Source organism: uncultured Microbacterium sp. (assembly GCF_963528945.1).
In the GTDB taxonomy this organism is placed as follows: domain Bacteria; phylum Actinomycetota; class Actinomycetes; order Actinomycetales; family Microbacteriaceae; genus Microbacterium.
The window spans coordinates 807,033-822,167 of record NZ_CAURWX010000001.1; the positions used below are offsets into that span (position 1 = coordinate 807,033).

The 15,135-nt window shown below is 66.6% G+C and carries 16 protein-coding genes and 1 tRNA gene; 5 read left to right on the top strand and 12 right to left on the bottom strand.

Annotated elements, in window-relative coordinates:
* Window positions 1-47: 47 nt before the first annotated feature.
* Window positions 48-1,289, bottom strand: a complete 1,242-nt coding sequence (locus RWS82_RS03700) for an MFS transporter (RefSeq protein ID WP_314647049.1) — start codon at window positions 1,287-1,289, stop codon at window positions 48-50.
* A gap of 74 nt (window positions 1,290-1,363) precedes the next feature.
* Here RWS82_RS03700 and RWS82_RS03705 point away from each other — a divergent pair, with 74 nt between their 5' ends.
* Entirely contained in the window at window positions 1,364-1,936 is a 573-nt protein-coding gene (locus RWS82_RS03705; RefSeq protein WP_314647053.1) for a helix-turn-helix domain-containing protein, read from the top strand.
* Here the strand turns inward: RWS82_RS03705 and RWS82_RS03710 are convergent.
* From RWS82_RS03710 to RWS82_RS03735, 6 genes are all read right to left on the bottom strand, one after another.
* On the bottom strand, window positions 1,917-2,495 hold the full coding sequence (locus tag RWS82_RS03710; RefSeq protein WP_314647056.1) for a hypothetical protein: 579 nt from the start codon (window positions 2,493-2,495) through the stop codon (window positions 1,917-1,919). The genes RWS82_RS03705 and RWS82_RS03710 overlap by 20 nt on opposite strands.
* Before the next feature lie 17 nt (window positions 2,496-2,512).
* Window positions 2,513-3,310, bottom strand: a complete 798-nt coding sequence (locus tag RWS82_RS03715) for an inositol monophosphatase family protein (protein ID WP_314647059.1) — start codon at window positions 3,308-3,310, stop codon at window positions 2,513-2,515.
* Window positions 3,311-3,674: 364 nt separating this feature from the next.
* Complete coding sequence (locus tag RWS82_RS03720; protein WP_314647062.1) at window positions 3,675-4,904, bottom strand: hypothetical protein; 1,230 nt, start codon at window positions 4,902-4,904, stop codon at window positions 3,675-3,677.
* Window positions 4,901-5,347, bottom strand: coding sequence for a hypothetical protein (locus tag RWS82_RS03725; protein ID WP_314647065.1), 447 nt, complete (start codon window positions 5,345-5,347; stop codon window positions 4,901-4,903). The genes RWS82_RS03720 and RWS82_RS03725 overlap by 4 nt, the downstream gene beginning before the upstream one ends.
* Window positions 5,344-5,904 carry a hypothetical protein gene (locus tag RWS82_RS03730; RefSeq protein WP_314647068.1) on the bottom strand — a complete coding sequence of 187 codons (561 nt, stop codon included), beginning with the start codon at window positions 5,902-5,904 and terminating at the stop codon, window positions 5,344-5,346. The genes RWS82_RS03725 and RWS82_RS03730 overlap by 4 nt, the downstream gene beginning before the upstream one ends.
* Window positions 5,904-6,458, bottom strand: a complete 555-nt coding sequence (locus RWS82_RS03735; protein ID WP_314647070.1) for a hypothetical protein — start codon at window positions 6,456-6,458, stop codon at window positions 5,904-5,906. The genes RWS82_RS03730 and RWS82_RS03735 overlap by 1 nt, the downstream gene beginning before the upstream one ends.
* An 837-nt stretch (window positions 6,459-7,295) precedes the next feature.
* Here RWS82_RS03735 and RWS82_RS03740 point away from each other — a divergent pair.
* Complete coding sequence (locus RWS82_RS03740; RefSeq protein WP_314647071.1) at window positions 7,296-7,643, top strand: hypothetical protein; 348 nt, start codon at window positions 7,296-7,298, stop codon at window positions 7,641-7,643.
* 1,238 nt (window positions 7,644-8,881) lie between these two features.
* Here the strand turns inward: RWS82_RS03740 and RWS82_RS03745 are convergent.
* The 5 genes from RWS82_RS03745 to RWS82_RS03765 form a co-directional block, all read right to left on the bottom strand.
* A complete protein-coding gene (locus tag RWS82_RS03745; RefSeq protein ID WP_314647072.1) occupies window positions 8,882-9,499 on the bottom strand; it encodes a toll/interleukin-1 receptor domain-containing protein in 618 nt (205 codons plus the stop codon).
* 218 nt (window positions 9,500-9,717) lie between these two features.
* Window positions 9,718-9,790 (bottom strand) — tRNA-Lys (locus tag RWS82_RS03750).
* A 120-nt stretch (window positions 9,791-9,910) separates the two neighbouring features.
* Entirely contained in the window at window positions 9,911-11,140 is a 1,230-nt protein-coding gene (locus RWS82_RS03755) for an MFS transporter (protein ID WP_314647073.1), read from the bottom strand.
* The gene (locus RWS82_RS03760; protein ID WP_314647074.1) at window positions 11,137-11,577 is read right to left on the bottom strand and encodes a MarR family transcriptional regulator; all 441 of its coding nucleotides are present in this window, start codon (window positions 11,575-11,577) and stop codon (window positions 11,137-11,139) included. Before RWS82_RS03760 ends, RWS82_RS03755 begins: the two co-directional genes overlap by 4 nt.
* Before the next feature lie 46 nt (window positions 11,578-11,623).
* Complete coding sequence (locus tag RWS82_RS03765; RefSeq protein WP_314647075.1) at window positions 11,624-12,412, bottom strand: IclR family transcriptional regulator; 789 nt, start codon at window positions 12,410-12,412, stop codon at window positions 11,624-11,626.
* 103 nt (window positions 12,413-12,515) lie between these two features.
* Here RWS82_RS03765 and RWS82_RS03770 point away from each other — a divergent pair, with 103 nt between their 5' ends.
* The 3 genes from RWS82_RS03770 to RWS82_RS03780 are packed head-to-tail and all read left to right on the top strand — an operon-like array spanning window position 12,516 to window position 15,121.
* Window positions 12,516-13,277: a CoA transferase subunit A gene (locus tag RWS82_RS03770; RefSeq protein ID WP_314647078.1), complete on the top strand. Its 762-nt coding sequence runs from the start codon at window positions 12,516-12,518 to the stop codon at window positions 13,275-13,277.
* A 1-nt stretch (window position 13,278) separates the two neighbouring features.
* A complete protein-coding gene (locus RWS82_RS03775) occupies window positions 13,279-13,935 on the top strand; it encodes a 3-oxoacid CoA-transferase subunit B (RefSeq protein ID WP_314647081.1) in 657 nt (218 codons plus the stop codon).
* Between the two features lies 1 nt (window position 13,936).
* Entirely contained in the window at window positions 13,937-15,121 is a 1,185-nt protein-coding gene (locus RWS82_RS03780; protein WP_314647082.1) for an acetyl-CoA C-acetyltransferase, read from the top strand.
* The last annotated feature ends 14 nt before the right edge of the window (window positions 15,122-15,135 follow it).

Sequence of the window (15,135 nt, forward strand, 5' to 3'; positions counted from 1 at the left end):
TCCTTCCGCGGCGGTCGTGCCGCATCTGCACTCGATCATGCGGGTCGTCACTTGTCATCGCCCTTGCGTGGTGTCGAGGCGTGTGCTGCCCCTGCGCTGAGAGGAGCGATCAGGAGGGCGACGATGGTCGTCGCGGTCGCACCGAGCAGGGTGACGGGAAGCCCGGCGACGTCTCCGAGCGCGCCCCAGCCCGGGGAGGATGCCGCCTGTCCGACCGCGAGCAGGAGGAACGCCGAGCCCACACCGCGGGCGGGGTCGTCGGGGCGGATGCGCGTACCGGCGATTAGCAGCACCCCGGTGGCCGCGATGTAGACGGCCCCGAACACTCCGGCCGCCGGGATGGCCAGGGCCGGGAGATGCGAGAGCACCGCGATGATCGTCGTACTGATTGCCATGAGCGCCAGGAACACCCGCCAGGCGGTGTTCACGCCGAGTCGTCGGATGACGTCGCCCGCGGCGGCTCCCAGCAGCCCGCATGCTCCGAGAACGATCCACCCGACGGTCGCGAGCGGGCGACCGAGCGAGGCGGCCAGAGCATCCTGACCGAACGTCCACACGGCTCCGCTGCCCGCTCCCAGCAGGAGCGACGCGAGCGGGAGCCGCAGTGCCCGCGTCCGCGCCCCAGGGATGCCGCGGGACGTGTCGGGCGACGTTCGCGCTGCGGCGGACTCTGCGCGCGCTTCGGGCGGCGCCGCGCGGATCCCGGTAGGCGTGGTGCGCCCCGCCGGCACGGCGACCGCCGCCCACAGCGTCGTCGCTGCGGCCAGGCCGGCGAAGACGAACCATGCAACGCGCCACTGGTCCAGGAGCAGGAGTGCGATCGGCCCGGCGACGAGGACGCCGAGCCCTGTACCGGCGTTGATGACGCTCTGCACGCGATCGCGCCGGGCAGGCGTGACGCCCTTCGCCACGGCGTCGGCGAGGGCGGGGGAGGCGACACCCGTGCTGGCGCCCCCGATCGCCGCGCCGATGCCGAGAGTCACCGCGTCTGCCGACGACCCGACGATGATCGTTCCCGCCGTCGCCAGGAGTCCCGCCGCGACCGCCACGCTCCGGGCGCCCCAGCGGGGAGTGCCGAACGTCGCGGCGCCGACGCCGACGCAGTAGGCGGCGTAACCCAGAGCGGCGATGAGGCCGATCGCCGCCGCATCGAGGCCGAACGCCGCGCGGAACGCGGGGGTGAAGAGCCCGAAGGCGAAGCGGGCGAGCCCGTAGCAGACGGCGATCAATGAGAGGCCCGCGGCAGCGAGTCGCCACGGTGCCGCAGCGCGGGGGAGCGTGTCGGTCATGGCCGCCTTCCGAGGTTCACTGATCTGTGAAGTATACGCGGCGAGTACACTGATCGGTGAAGTGGGGAGGATGCATGACCGAGCGAGCAACGACCATGACGCCGGCAGCCCGGCGCATCCTCGACGCCGCCTCGCACCTGTTCTACGAGCGCGGCATCCACGCCGTCGGCGTCGACGCCATCGCCGCCGCGTCCGGCGTGACCAAACGCACCCTCTACGACCGTTTCGGGTCGAAGGAGGCACTCGTCAGCGTCTACCTCGAACGCCGGGATGCCTCGTGGTGGGCGCGATGGGAGCAGCGGCTCGCCACGGCGCCGTCACCGCGCGCGCTGACGGTCTTCGATGCCTACCGGGATGACGCCGACAGCTCCGGACGAGGATGCGCCTTCCTCAACGCCGCAGCCGAGCTTCCGGAGGGGCACCCCGCCCTGCCGGTGATCCGCGCACACAAACGACGCGTGCGGCAACGGATCGAGGAGCTGGTGGGCGAGGACTCGCCCGGAGCCGCCGCGTCGCTCGCCGACCACCTGTTCCTTCTCGCCGAGGGGGCCGTTGCTCAGCAGGCCGTCGACGGCGACACCGATCGGCTGCTCCGTGCCCGCGCGCTCGCCGCCGACCTGCTCGAGGTCAGGGAGTCCACTCGATGAGCAGCAGCCCCTGCTTCGTGTCGGCGAACTTCACCCACCCGTCTCCGAAGAGGTAGGTCATGCCGTACCCCTCCTCGTCAGTGGCCATGGCATACGCCGGATCCTCGGTGACGACGACCTCTCCGCCCGCGTCCTCGCGCCGCCATCCGCTCGCGAGCAGTGAGTCCTGCGCGCTCGCCGCATCCGTCGGACTGATCGAGGCCCAGCCGTAGAACTGGCCGTGGTCCGAGGCGATCGAATAGTCGGCCCAGAAGCACAGCAGCCCCGCGTCCTCACCGAGCGCGACGTCGCCGATCACGAACTCCTTCGTCTCGGCGGTCCACCCCTGAGCGGTGAGCGCGTCGACGGTACCGGGCGAGACCATCGCCTCGCAGCTCAGCGCGCCGGGCGTGCGCTCGGGTTCGGGGGTGGTGGCGGGACCGGCGGTCGGCGCGGGGGATGACGCCGAGTCGTTCGACGGAGTGGTCTTCTCGGGCGCGGGAGACGACGAGCATCCGACGAGCGCAGCGGCCACCAGGAGGAGGAGGCCGATCGTCGCGGAGGGGAGGCGGGGGGTCATCGTGGGGGTCCGGTTCGTCAGGAGTGCAGGAGGGTGAGGAACGCGTCGTGCAGGACGCCGTTGGTGGCGAGCGTCGAGCGGGCCGAGATCGTCTCATCGCCGTCGAACGAGGTCATCCGGCCGCCGGCCTCCCGGACGATCGCGACGGCTGCAGCGATGTCGTACTCCTTCACGTCGAACTCGGCGACCATGTCGAGGCGCCCCTCGGCGAGGAGCATGTACGAGAACACGTCGCCGTAAGCGCGGTCCCGCCACACGTGTTCCGCGAGATGCAGCAGCTGGTCGAGGTGGCCTGCATCCCGCCACTGCCCGATGCTCTGGAAGCTGACGCTCGCGTCGTCGAGCGTGTCGACCGCGGAGACGCGCAGGCGCTTCGGGGCATCGGCCGTACCGGTCCACGCCCCGCCGTCCGGGGACGCCCACCAGCGCCGGTCGAGAGCGGGCATGCTCACGACGCCGACCTGCGGCACCCCGTCGACGGCGAGGGCGATCATCGTGCCCCACAGCGGCACGCCGCGCAGGAAGTTCGCCGTGCCGTCGATGGGGTCGATGATCCACTGGCGGCGGCTGTCGCCCTCGGCGCCGTATTCCTCGCCGAAGATGCCGTCGTCGGGTTGCTCCCGCTGCAGCATGGCGCGGATGGCCCGCTCGGTGGCGAGGTCGGCGTCGGTGACGTGCGAGCGGTCGGCCTTCGTCGAGACCTCGAGGTCGGTGGCGTCGAATCGCGGGAGCGACTGTGCGTCGGCCGCATCCGCGAGGCGCAGCGCGAGCGCGAGGTCATCGGCGAACGAAGGCGTGGGGGGAAGCGCGGTCACCCGAACAGCGTAGTCGGCGCTCCCGTGAGACCCCTCGATGTGAACGTGTGAGACGAATGGCCTCTGAGCGCGAAAAAGCCCCGAAGTCCGGCGAGAGACTTCGAGGCTGATCCGTGCACCCCCAGGGACTTGAACCCTGAACCCACTGATCGTCCGGACGGGTAATCGAGCGTGATCGCTCGTCATCGTGCGCGTGTGGAGACCCGGGGAAAACCCAGTTCAAAAGATCAATTCCGGAAACGAGTCGCTACGCCCGATCACGGACGTTCCCAGAGGCATCCTGACTAGATCCTGACTCGGATAATGATCGTCGCATCCCCAATTTGACTGATCTTGCTGGACGTGTCACCCGGGTCAGCAACCGCTAAATCGCTTGCTCTAGAGCGTTAGCCCATACGGAAAGCGGTAGCGTGAGGTCGCTCGCTCGCTTCATGACCGTGGGCGGCAGTGGCAGTGCTTCGAGTTCCGCAAGGAACGAACTACGGCCCTGTCGGAGCTCTGCGACGTAGTCCGACGTTGTACGTAGGGCGCTCTGATGAATCTCGTGCTGTCTTGCGTGTACCGAATGTTGCATCAGACCGTGGTAGTCGAAGTCGAGGGGATCGCGCGACACGTAGCCCGGATAGTCGCAGTCTATTAATGAAGGTCGCCGTCGCCACAGTTCGGCGGCGAGGTCGCGGCTGATGAAGCGATGCAGTCGAGAAACATAAAACCGCGCCGGTGCAGCGCCTGAAGTCTTCAGCTCCACATGGTCACGTGACTCGCTGAAGCCGACCCCGTGCGACGCCCCCGCGAGTCCCAGGGAACGAAGCATGACGGCGAAGTATCCCCCGTAGAGTGCGAACGGTGTGACGTCGTTCGCACGCAACGTCTTGATGGCCGATGCGTATGCCGCGAGACGCTGATAGTTTTCTGGCTTCATCTCGTCTAGATCGCTGACCCAGATCACAACTTCATCTTGACCGCTCTGGATCGCTCCAGGAACGAGGTCAGCAGGATCCTTCACTGCAACTACCCTTCGCAACCGTGGCGTCACGTTGCGTGCGGAAGCCGCCTGGACGCTGTGCTCCCACAGGCGCTGGGAGAGATCAAGTGCGTGTGGAAACTGCTCGTCCTTCATGAAGTACGGCGGGAAGATCCACCGCGGACCGTGTGCCTCGGTGTGTGGGAGCGGACGCTTCAGACGCTTGGCGTATTTTTCGAACTGAGAGGGCTGGTCACCCAGAAACTTGGTGTTGAAATCTATCCATCGGGCGGCGATAGCGGCCAGCGACTCATCGCTCAGCGTCGCCTCTGTTAGCCACCGCCCTGACCCATCCGCCTCCAGCCCGAGGATGTCAGCGAGGAGAAGATGGGACGGCTTCGGTGAAGGCAGGTGCGACTGAAAAAGGGGGAACCGAGAATCGATTGCATACGGCAACTTCTCGGATGCAGAGAGAGAGAGCACAAAGCCGCGCGTGGGGTCAGCCTGATAGGCCGCGATAGTCCCCGGCACGATCATTCCGTCATATTCATGCGTGAGTTCTCGTAGGGTGCGCTGATCAGATATTCCGAAAGCCAAGAAATGCGAGAAAGCGTCGAACATGTCTTTCATGTGCGCGGTACCCCCAATTGTGCGATGAGTCTTTTGCGAACTGCCGGGCTCACGATCTGAAGCTCGGCTTGGAGCAGTACCCGCGGAAGGCCAGCCACGACGGAGATCACGCCAACGCCGTTCGCGGCAGCGAACTCCATGCTTGTGGATTTTGGAACGCCGTCAGTTACGACCCAACTACGGTCGAAGCTCAGCCTGTTATACATCGCTTGTTCTAGAACTCGGCCAAATGATCCTAGTTTTAGCTCGAATGCCGCTGTTCGATTCCGATTGCCGATTAATGCAACATCGACGCGGCGACCGTTCCACGCGAATTCGTTGTGAAGAGTGGTTGATTCGCTTATCCATCGACGACGCGCAAGCATCACCAAAAGGGGATTCAGGAGCAGCGCCTCCTCAGCGTTCTTGACATCGACATCCTGCCCCCATTCAATCATTGTCACGATTCCCCTCCTTCTAGCATGATGGCAACGCTGTGAGCCTTATCGACACGGCGAGCGAACCACAGAATGAGCAGGTAGAGAGACCCGCCAATGAAGAAAACCACGCCCGCGGCGATGAGTGCTCGCACCGCCCAATAGTCGCCGTGGAGTGTGTAGAAGATGCCGAACACCACTGCCGCGGTGGTAAGAATAGAGAAAGCCACCACAAACCAAAAAGCGATCCGCGTGAGTTTCGCAACTGCGCGCAATGCTTGCTGCATCTTGTCCTGAAGGGAGATGTACCGCAGGTATTCGGCAACGGGTCTTTTCAGATCGCGAGGGCGAGCCTTTATGAAGAAGGGATCCTCCTCCGGGTCCCACTCGGAGAAGAACTCGTCAAGTGCCAATTGGACGACGCGCAGTTGCTTGATTCCACCATCAACCAAGCGACTACGCGTCTGTACCTCTCGGTCTCTCAGCTTTTGCACCAGCCCTGTTGATACCGCCGCCGCGAGCAGGGGTACGTAACTCGCTAGCGCAAAAGGGATCGCAATATTCAAAATGAGCTGCTGATCCACTAGCGACCTTTGCCGAGGATGTCGTCTCTAATGAGCGATTTTTCTGTGAACTGATCGTATCTCTCGTATACATATCTGACAAGATCGCGCAGTCTCCAACCGGAAAATCTATTGCGCAACTCAGCGGCCTGCCTGACTACTGCGTTCGGAAGTTCCTCAGTGAGGGCACCGTAATACTCGCGTCCGACGTCGGTCAGCTCGAAATCACGAGTGCTGAAGTCTGTATAAACGTCGTCAACGCCAAGCAGGGACGCCGCTTCCCACGAATCCTCGGAGGAGCGGCTTAGCCGCTTGGAATCTGTCAAGAGTCCAGCGGCAACAAGCTTGTCAACTGCCTGGTAGACCTTCTGTGAGAAGGGGCCAAAGTTGTACGCCTTGAACTGGGGATCCTCGGTCAGGATCTTGCCCGCATCTGTTTCGCGTTCGAGAAGGAACACGAGCTTTTCAAGACGTGTGATTCCCTTGATCTGCGCCTTTTGCTCACGCCCACCGCTACCTGCACCAAGGAGCAGCACTACCGCGTCATCGACTTCGAACACCGTTTCGTCTGCCATGGCTCTCCCTTCAGGTCCAGTTCCCAGGATGCGAACGCTACCTCGGGGGTACGACGCTCGCCGCTTCACTCGACCGTACCGCGCGTGCTCGTCACCTACGAGCGCTACTTCGCGAGTTTCACGCCCCGGTCGATCTCGCCTACGACCGGTCGATACTCACACTGACCGTCCGGGGCAGAGAGAAGCCGCCCCGTCCTTGCAGTGGACCGAGGCGGCGAAGAGTTAGATTCTCGATGTCCAGTGTACTGGAACGATCCCAGACGCGACCAGTTCGACGACCCCGTTCACAGCGGAGAGGCGAGCCCACACAGCGGCGCCGACGCCCGATGCGTCCAGCTCCTGCGGCGAGCGCCACTCTCATCGGTCAGCGCGTATCGCGCAGTTAGAGCGAACGCGCTCGCATCTCTTGATTATTCAGAAGAGACACATAATCCCCTCTCGACTCGACTCCAGAGACGTGAGTTCATCCGTGAGTACAGCTCGATCCAGCGTCTTCGTGGTTGTGGAACCATCCCGCTCCCGGCGCATCGGAAGTGGAACTCGTGCGGGCACCCGCTGTGCGACGTGTGTGCGCGCCAGCGCGCCAGCAGTCGGGCCGCGGATCTCGCAGCACAGACCGAGCAGTACACCGCCGTCATCGCTGTGACCTTCAGCCTTCAGAGCACCCCCGGCAGTCCGCTTTCGGACCTGTGGGACGCCCTCGACACGGCCCGGGGTCGGTTCGTTGGTGACTGGCTGAAGACTCGGGTAGTGCCTGGCGTTGGTCTACCGAGATCACGACCGGTAGCGCGGGATGGCACTGCAGCGGCGTTCCTCGTTGTTGGAAATGAGATCGACGTGCCGCAGGTCGAAGCAGAGATCCGCACGCGACGGGCTCGCATCATCGACGCCTTGGGCTACTCCGCAAAGCCCGCGGCGCAGTACGTGGAGAAGATCACCCGAACCCGTGGGAAGGCGCTGAGGTACGCCCAGAAGGGCATGACAGCCGCTCCAGCAGGCTCGATCACCCCGGGGGCACTCCTGGACCGTGCAGCAGCCAGTGACGCCTCAGCCGCAGCCGACTGGATCGAGCTGGACGAAGCGGCTCATGATCGACGTTTTCAGGGCACGGGCGGGGCACTACGGCGGAGGCAACCGTCCGCTCAGGACCTCGATCACCTTCCGCGCAGCGGAACGCTGGACTGAGCCCATGTCTCAACCTCGTACGCGGCGCAGCACGCTGTTTGAGGTGCGGTCGATACTCTTTGCATGAGCACGTCAGCCCTCACCCCAGCACCGCGTCGCCCGGGGCGTCGATGCGTGCTGTGCAGCCATCCTGACCGCGCCCGGATCGAGTTCGAGCTGACGGCTGGCACCTCGTAAATCCGGGGCGTCGCGGGGCAGCACGGCCTGGCTCCCGAGAGAGTTCGACGCCATGTCCGCGATCACCTCTCAGCAGCGGCCCGCGCGGCGCTCGTGGCAGTGAATGGAACTCCTGGACTCACGCTCGCTGGCCGACTCCTCGACGTGGCCGATCATGCCTGTGACACAAGAGCAGCAGCAGCGGCCGAAGGGGACCACAAGACCGCACTGCACGCTGGACAGGCAGAGGCGCGTGTCCTGGTCGCTCTCGCACCGTTGGATGCCCTGGGGACGGACATCGCTGAGGCCATCAGAGACGCGGAGGACGCTCTCCGCCTGATCGGCACGGTTGTGCGTGAGCACCCGGAGGTGGCCGCCGTGATCGTCAACGTGCTGGAGCAGAAGAACCCGGGCCGACTAGGCGGATCAGATCCGGCAGATGGCAGACCCTGAATCGAGAATCGAGATCACCGCATGAGCACCGCAGACAAGGCTGCCCGCCTGGCCGAGTTGAGCGCTGAGCTGGAAGCACCCGAGCCCGCAGGCGTTGCACGACTGCGCGCAGCCCGTGAAGCCGCAGCAGCCGCAGCGAAGACTGATCCCGTCGTGGAGGTGCGCATGCCCAAGCCCGCCGATGAGATCCACTCCTTGGGGTCGGGCCGCGTCATTCCTCTCGCTCTCCCCAAAGAGGCCGTGGGCACGGGGGGACACATCACCACGCGCGGCGAGACGGTCATAGTCATCGACCGCATGCTCCGCGCGGCAGTGGATCGGCACGGACGTGCGGGATGGCCGTCCCTCGTCCATGACGAGAATGCGCAGATCGCCCGCTATGGCCCCGTGTGGGTTCGTGGCGGACGCGCCCCAGAGGACATGGACTCCTGGCTCCCTGGCACTCCGGAATGGAGCGAGGCGAGCTTGGTCACGCGGACGCCAAGGAGACGTTGAACACGTACAGCCACCTGTTTCCGGACCGCATGGACGAGGTCACGGAGAAGATGAAGAATGCCCGAAATCGAGCGCTCCGAAAGACTCGGAAGAGTCAGGACAAATCCTGACCAGGCCGGAGCTCCACGAACGGCTCAGACCTCGCCACCGTCATTCCAACCACAAACTGTGCACTTGGCTCCCGCGTACTCGTCGTCGCGCTCATCGTCAATCTGACTCCAACCGGTGACCTTATCGACTGTCGCTCCGCACTTCGGGCAGGCCAATAGAGGGCCATAGCCAGGGAAATACTCCATCTGGATGCCGAGTTCGTCGAGCGTCTTCTGCATCGCGATCAAGCGGTCGTTGCCCCGCATCCCCATGAGCACCTCGGCAACTGATCCTGCGTCCCCGCCCCGCCCGTCGATCCACTTCAAGTCTCGGACCAACTCCGGCACATCCGTGTCATCCAACCTGACGAGCAGGAGAGTGCGATCTCCATCGTCCAAGAAGCGACTGACTGCCGAGCGGTACTCCTTGATAGTCCACGCCGACGAGTCAGCATGCTCAGACCAAAACAGCACGAAAGCTTTGTCTTCTCGAAGCGCCTCCTCGATGGCACCCGGAATAGATTCGCCGTAGTCGATGGACCACGCGTCGAGGAACACCTCGCGACCAGCGAGCAGCATCTGCGTCGCAACGCTCTTCACGAAGTCCTTATCGGGTCCGGCGTGCGAGAGAAAATAGTCATGCAGGTCGTTCAGTTTGGTCATGAGCCCAAACTAGTAGGCGGACTCTCCCCGACCGGGCACCCTTGAAGAGCTGCGCTGCTAGCCCGAACGACTGGGTGAATCGACCGGTAGAGGCGGAGCGTGACGAGACACGCATCCTGACCAGATCCTGATTGCGTGCTTGTGCTGCACCATCCCTCGTCGTGCCCTGAAAAGCAGAAAAGCCCCGGTAGATGGCGAGATCTACTGAGGCTGATCCGTGCACCCCCAGGGACTTGAACCCTGAACCCACTGATTAAGAGTCAGTTGCTCTGCCGATTGAGCTAGAGGTGCGTGGCCCGGGAGAACCCCGACCGAGGAATTACATTACCAGGGGATCCACGCGTGGCGAAATCGAGCCCGGATCGCGGGAGTGTCGCGCCCGCGGGCGGCGGCGACGCTCCCGCGATCGGCTCAGGCGGCGTCCCCGACGAGGATCGCCTGCGCGTCCTCGGTGGGCGACGCGTCGGCGTGGTCGTCGATGTGTGCGAGTGCGCGACGCCCGAGGAGGACCGTCAGGGCGGCGAGCAGCACGGATGCGGCGGCGAAGAGATACGGCACCGTCGCATTGAAGGCGTGCCACAGCAGCGCGGCGAGGGGCGGAGCCATCGCTCCACCGAGGAATCGCACGGCGGAGTACGACGACGACGCGACGGAGCGGGGGAGGTCGGTCGCCTCCATGACCGCCTCGGTCAGCACGGTGTTCATGACGCCGAGCAGCAGGCCGCCGACGACGATGCATACGACGAGGCCGGCGGGGGAGCCGGCGAGCAGTCCGGCGGCGACGAGGTCGACGGCCAGCAGCGGCAGCACGGTGAGCAGGATGCGCGTGCGCGGCATCCGCCGCATCAGGAACGGCGCGACCCAGACGCTCGTGACGGCCAGAGCCAGGCCCCACCCGAAGAACGTGAACCCGATGCCCATCGCACCGAAGCCGAGCGGGAACGGCGAGAAGGCGAGGAGCACGAAGAATCCGATGTTGTAGAACAGGGCCGCGACCGCGAGGACGGCGAGCGCCGGCCGGCGGAGGGCGGTGAACGGCGCGGAGAAACGGATGGGCGTCCGCTTCTCGTCACCGCCGCGCAGCAGGATGCTCACCGCGACGAAGGCGATCGCCATCAGGCCCACGACGCCGAAGAACGGGCCGCGCCAGCTGATTTCGCCCAAGAGTCCGCCGAGGAGGGGACCGATGGCGATGCCGAGTCCGAGGGCGGCCTCGTAGAGCACGATCGCCGCTCCGCTCCCGCCCGAGGCCGCACCGACGATGGTGGCGAGGGCCGTCGAGATGAACAGCGCGTTGCCCAGACCCCATCCGGCCCGGAAGCCGATGACCGCGTCGACGCTGCCGCTCAGGGCACAGAGCAGGGAAAACGCGACGATCAGGCCGAGCCCGACGAGCAGGGTGGCCTTCGCGCCGATACGGCTCGAGATCCAGCTCGTCACGAGCATGGCGAGCCCGGTGACCAGGAGGTAGCTGGTGAACAGCAGCTCGGTCTCGACCGGAGATGCTTCGAGCGACTCGGCGATCGCGGGGAGGATCGGGTCGACCAAGCCGATGCCCATGAAGGCGACGACGCTGGCGAAGGCGACCGCCCAGACCTGCGCCGGTTGCTTCCAGGGGGAGGGGGTGGCGGTCGTGTTCACTGCGTTGCGTCCTTTCGGTCGTTCTGGTCGGTGTGCGCGGCGAGGATCTCGGCGGCGCGGGTGAGCGTGCGCCACTCGTCGTCGCTGAGGGAGGCGAACCGGGGCGCGAGCGTGTCGCGGAACTCGTCTCGCCACGCCCGGAGAGCATTCGTGCCCGCCGACGTGACCCCGACGACGACCGCCCGCGAGTCGGAGGGGTCTGGCGAGCGACGAACGAGTCCGTCGCGCTCGAGTGTGCCGAGCAGTCGGGTCATGCCGGGCTGCGTGGTGCGCGCCGCCTGGGCGAGCTCGCCCACGCGTGCGGCTCCCTGGCGGTCGAGCAGCGAGAGCACGCGCCACTGCGCGGCGGGCGCCTCGTTTCCCGCGTCCTGCGCGGCGATGCGCCCGAGCGCATAGCCCGAGAGCACGATCGAGGGGATGACGTCAGCTCGTTGCATACCAGCAAGTATATACCTGTTGGTATGTAATAGTCGCGCCGCGTGGTCAGTGCCGCGACCCGGCGATGCGCGCCGTCAGCTCGTGGGCGTGCGCGAGGAGAGTGCGTCCGAGTTGGGGGAGGCGGTCGGGTCCGAAACGGAACCCGACGCCCGTGAGGCTCAGCGCCCATTCCGGTCGCCCGTGCCGGTCGAACACCGCGGCGCCCAGCCCCCAACTGCCTTCGACGATGAGGCCCGGGTTGACGGCGAAACCACGCTCCTGGGTCTCGACGAGTCGCCGGCGCAACGGCGCAGCGGAATGCGTGCGCCCCCAGGTCGACGCGAGGTCGGGATGCCGCGCGAGGTAGGCATCCACATCGTGGTCGGGGAGGAAAGCGAGGATGGCGAGCCCTGCACTCGCGACGCCGAGCGGGAAGCGCACACCCTCGCTGAGGACGAACGAGCGGATGGGGAACGATCCCTCCTCGCGGAGCAGGCACACCGTCTCGTCGGCTCGTCGCACCGAGAAGAACGCGCTCTCCTCGGTCTTGACGGCCAGGGAACGCACGACATCGCGAGCGATCGCCGTCACGTCGTACCGCGCTGCGGCGGCGTTGCCCAGCACGAAGAGTTCGGGCCCGGGCATCCACCGGGCCGTCGCCTCGTCGCGGTCGACCAGGCCTTCCGCCCGCAGAGCACTGAGGAGGCGATGGGCTGTCGACCTCGTGAGGTCGGCGCGCCGCGAGAGATCCTGCAGCGATGCCCCCTCCGACCCGCTGCTCGACACCAGACGCAGGAGGCGGGCGGCGCGGGCGATCGCCTGCGCGCCGGGGACCGAGGTCGTCGAGTGTTCCACATCGTGGACGCTACTCGCCGCGATGTCCACATCGCAAGAAGCGCCGCGCGGTGGAGGCCCGAGGCGCCGCATGCTGGGAAGACGTCCGTTCGAAGGAGTACGCGTGATCGACAAGCAGTGGCCCTCTGCCGCCGAGGCCGTGGCCGACATCCCCGACGGGGCCTCCCTCGCCGTCGGCGGATTCGGACTCTCCGGCAACCCCATCGCCCTCATCGAGGCGCTCCTCGCGCAGGGCACGACCGATCTCCGCGTCGTGAGCAACAACTGCGGCGTCGACGACTGGGGCCTCGGAGTCCTGCTCGCCGCGCACCGCATCCGCAAGATGACCTCGTCGTACGTCGGCGAGAACAAGGAGTTCGAGCGGCAGTTCCTCACCGGCGAACTCGAACTCGAGCTGACCCCGCAGGGAACCCTGGCCGAGAAGCTGCGCGCCGGCGGCTCGGGCATCGCCGCCTTCTACACCCAGACCGGTGTCGGGACCCAGGTCGCCGAAGGCGGGCTGCCCCAGCGCTACGCGTCCGACGGCTCCATCGCCGTCGCCTCGCCCGCGAAGGACGTGCGAACCTTCGACGGCGCGGAGTACGTGCTCGAAGAGGCCATCACCACCGACTTCGCCCTCGTGCACGCCGCGGCCGGCGACCGCCACGGCAACCTCGTCTTCACGAAGGCCGCCCGCAACTTTAACCCCCTCGCCGCGATGGCCGGCCGCATCTGCATCGCGCAGGTCGAGCGCCTCGTGGAACCGGGCGAGCTCGACCCCGACAGCATCCACCTGCCCGGCGTCTTCGTGCACCGCATCGTCGAGGTCGGCACCGACATCCCCAAGCGCATCGAGCGGCGCACCGTCGCCGCGGAAGGAGCCTGACATGGCGCTCACCCGCGATCAGATGGCGGCCAGGGCCGCCGCCGAACTCGCCGACGGTTCGTACGTCAACCTCGGCATCGGCCTGCCCACGCTCGTTCCCAACCACGTGCCCCGCGACGTCACCGTGGTGCTGCAGTCGGAGAACGGCATCCTCGGCGTCGGGCCCTACCCGGCAGAAGACGCCGTCGACCCCGACCTCATCAACGCCGGCAAGGAGACGGTCACCGTGCTCCCCGGGGCCGCGTTCTTCGACTCGGCCACGAGCTTCGGCATGATCCGCGGAGGGAAGATCGACGCCGCGATCCTGGGCGCCATGCAGGTCTCGGCGCGCGGCGACCTCGCGAACTGGATGATCCCCGGGAAGATGGTCAAGGGCCCCGGCGGCGCGATGGACCTCGTGCACGGAGCCGCGCGGGTGATCGTGCTCATGGAGCACGTCGCGAAGGACGGATCGGCGAAGATCGTCGACGACTGCTCGCTTCCGCTCACCGGACGGGGCGTCGTCGACCGCATCATCACCGATCTGGCGGTGATCGACGTCACGGCCGACGGGCTCCTGCTGGTCGAGACGGCGCCGGGCGTCACCGTGGCGGAGGTCATCGCCGCCACCGAACCGCCGCTCACCGTCGCGGCGCACCTGGAACGAGAGGATGCATGACATGAACGACGACGACATCGTCATCGTGGCGGCGGCACGGACGCCGCAGGGACGGCTGAAGGGGCAGCTCGCCGCTTTCACCGCGCCCCAGCTCGGCGGGTTCGCGATCCGCGGAGCACTGGAGCGCGGAGGCGTGGACGCGGGCGAGGTCGACGCGGTCATCCTGGGGCAGGTGCTCGCCGCCGGATCCGGGCAGAACGCCGCACGCCAGGCAGCCATCGCCGCGGGCATCGGCTGGGACGTGCCGGCGCACTCCGTGAACAAGGTGTGCCTCTCAGGCCTCACCGCGGTGATCGATGCCGCGCGGATGATCCGCACCGGCGACGCCTCCGTGGTCGTCGCCGGCGGCATGGAGTCGATGACCCGCGCGCCGCACCTGCTCATGGGCTCGCGCGACGGCTGGACGTACGGCTCGGTCGAGGTGCTCGACCACATGGCGTACGACGGTCTCACCGACGCCTACGACCGGGAGAGCATGGGAGCCTCGACCGAGCGTCACAACGCCCGGTACGAGCTCACGCGCGAGGCGCAGGATGCCGTCGCCGCCCTGTCGCACCAGCGCGCCGCCGCCGCACAGGCCTCCGGGACGTTCGACGACGAGATCGTGGCGGTGTCGGTGCCGCAGCGCCGCGGAGAGCCGCTGCAGGTCACGGCCGATGAGGGCGTGCGCCCGGACACCACCGTCGAGACGCTCGCGGGACTGCGCGCCGCCTTCGCGGAAGGGGGCTCGATCACCGCCGGCAACTCGTCGCAGATCTCCGACGGTGCCGCAGCCGTCGTCGTGACAACGCGGGGTGTCGCCGCCGCGAAGGGGTGGACGCCGCTCGTGACGGTCGGGGCGAGCGGGCAGACCGCAGGACCCGACAACTCCCTGCAGGCGCAGCCGGCGCGGGCGATCGAGCGCGCGTGCGAGAAGCAGGGCATCGCCCCGTCCGACCTCGACCTCGTCGAGATCAACGAGGCCTTCGGCGCGGTCGTCGCACGTTCCCAGCAGGAGCTGGGGCTCGACGCGGGGATCGTCAACATCCACGGCGGCGGCATTGCGATCGGGCATCCCATCGGCGCTTCGGGTGCCCGTCTAGTCGTGCACGCGGCCCATGAGCTCGCGCGCCGCGGCGGCGGCACCGCAGCGGTCGGGCTGTGCGGTGGTGGCGGTCAGGGCGAGGCGCTCATCCTCACCCGCTGACGCGGTCGCTCCGG

Bases quoted from the DNA above. Each gene is read 5' to 3' on its own strand.
- RWS82_RS03700 (WP_314647049.1), bottom strand. From the start codon at position 1,289: ATGACCGACACGCTCCCCCGCGCTGCGGCACCGTGGCGACTCGCTGCC.
- RWS82_RS03705 (WP_314647053.1), top strand. From the start codon at position 1,364: ATGACCGAGCGAGCAACGACCATGACGCCGGCAGCCCGGCGCATCCTC.
- RWS82_RS03710 (WP_314647056.1), bottom strand. From the start codon at position 2,495: ATGACCCCCCGCCTCCCCTCCGCGACGATCGGCCTCCTCCTCCTGGTG.
- RWS82_RS03720 (WP_314647062.1), bottom strand. From the start codon at position 4,904: ATGAAAGACATGTTCGACGCTTTCTCGCATTTCTTGGCTTTCGGAATA.
- RWS82_RS03735 (WP_314647070.1), bottom strand. From the start codon at position 6,458: ATGGCAGACGAAACGGTGTTCGAAGTCGATGACGCGGTAGTGCTGCTC.
- RWS82_RS03745 (WP_314647072.1), bottom strand. From the start codon at position 9,499: ATGACCAAACTGAACGACCTGCATGACTATTTTCTCTCGCACGCCGGA.
- RWS82_RS03760 (WP_314647074.1), bottom strand. From the start codon at position 11,577: ATGCAACGAGCTGACGTCATCCCCTCGATCGTGCTCTCGGGCTATGCG.
- RWS82_RS03775 (WP_314647081.1), top strand. From the start codon at position 13,279: ATGGCGCTCACCCGCGATCAGATGGCGGCCAGGGCCGCCGCCGAACTC.
- RWS82_RS03780 (WP_314647082.1), top strand. From the start codon at position 13,937: ATGAACGACGACGACATCGTCATCGTGGCGGCGGCACGGACGCCGCAG.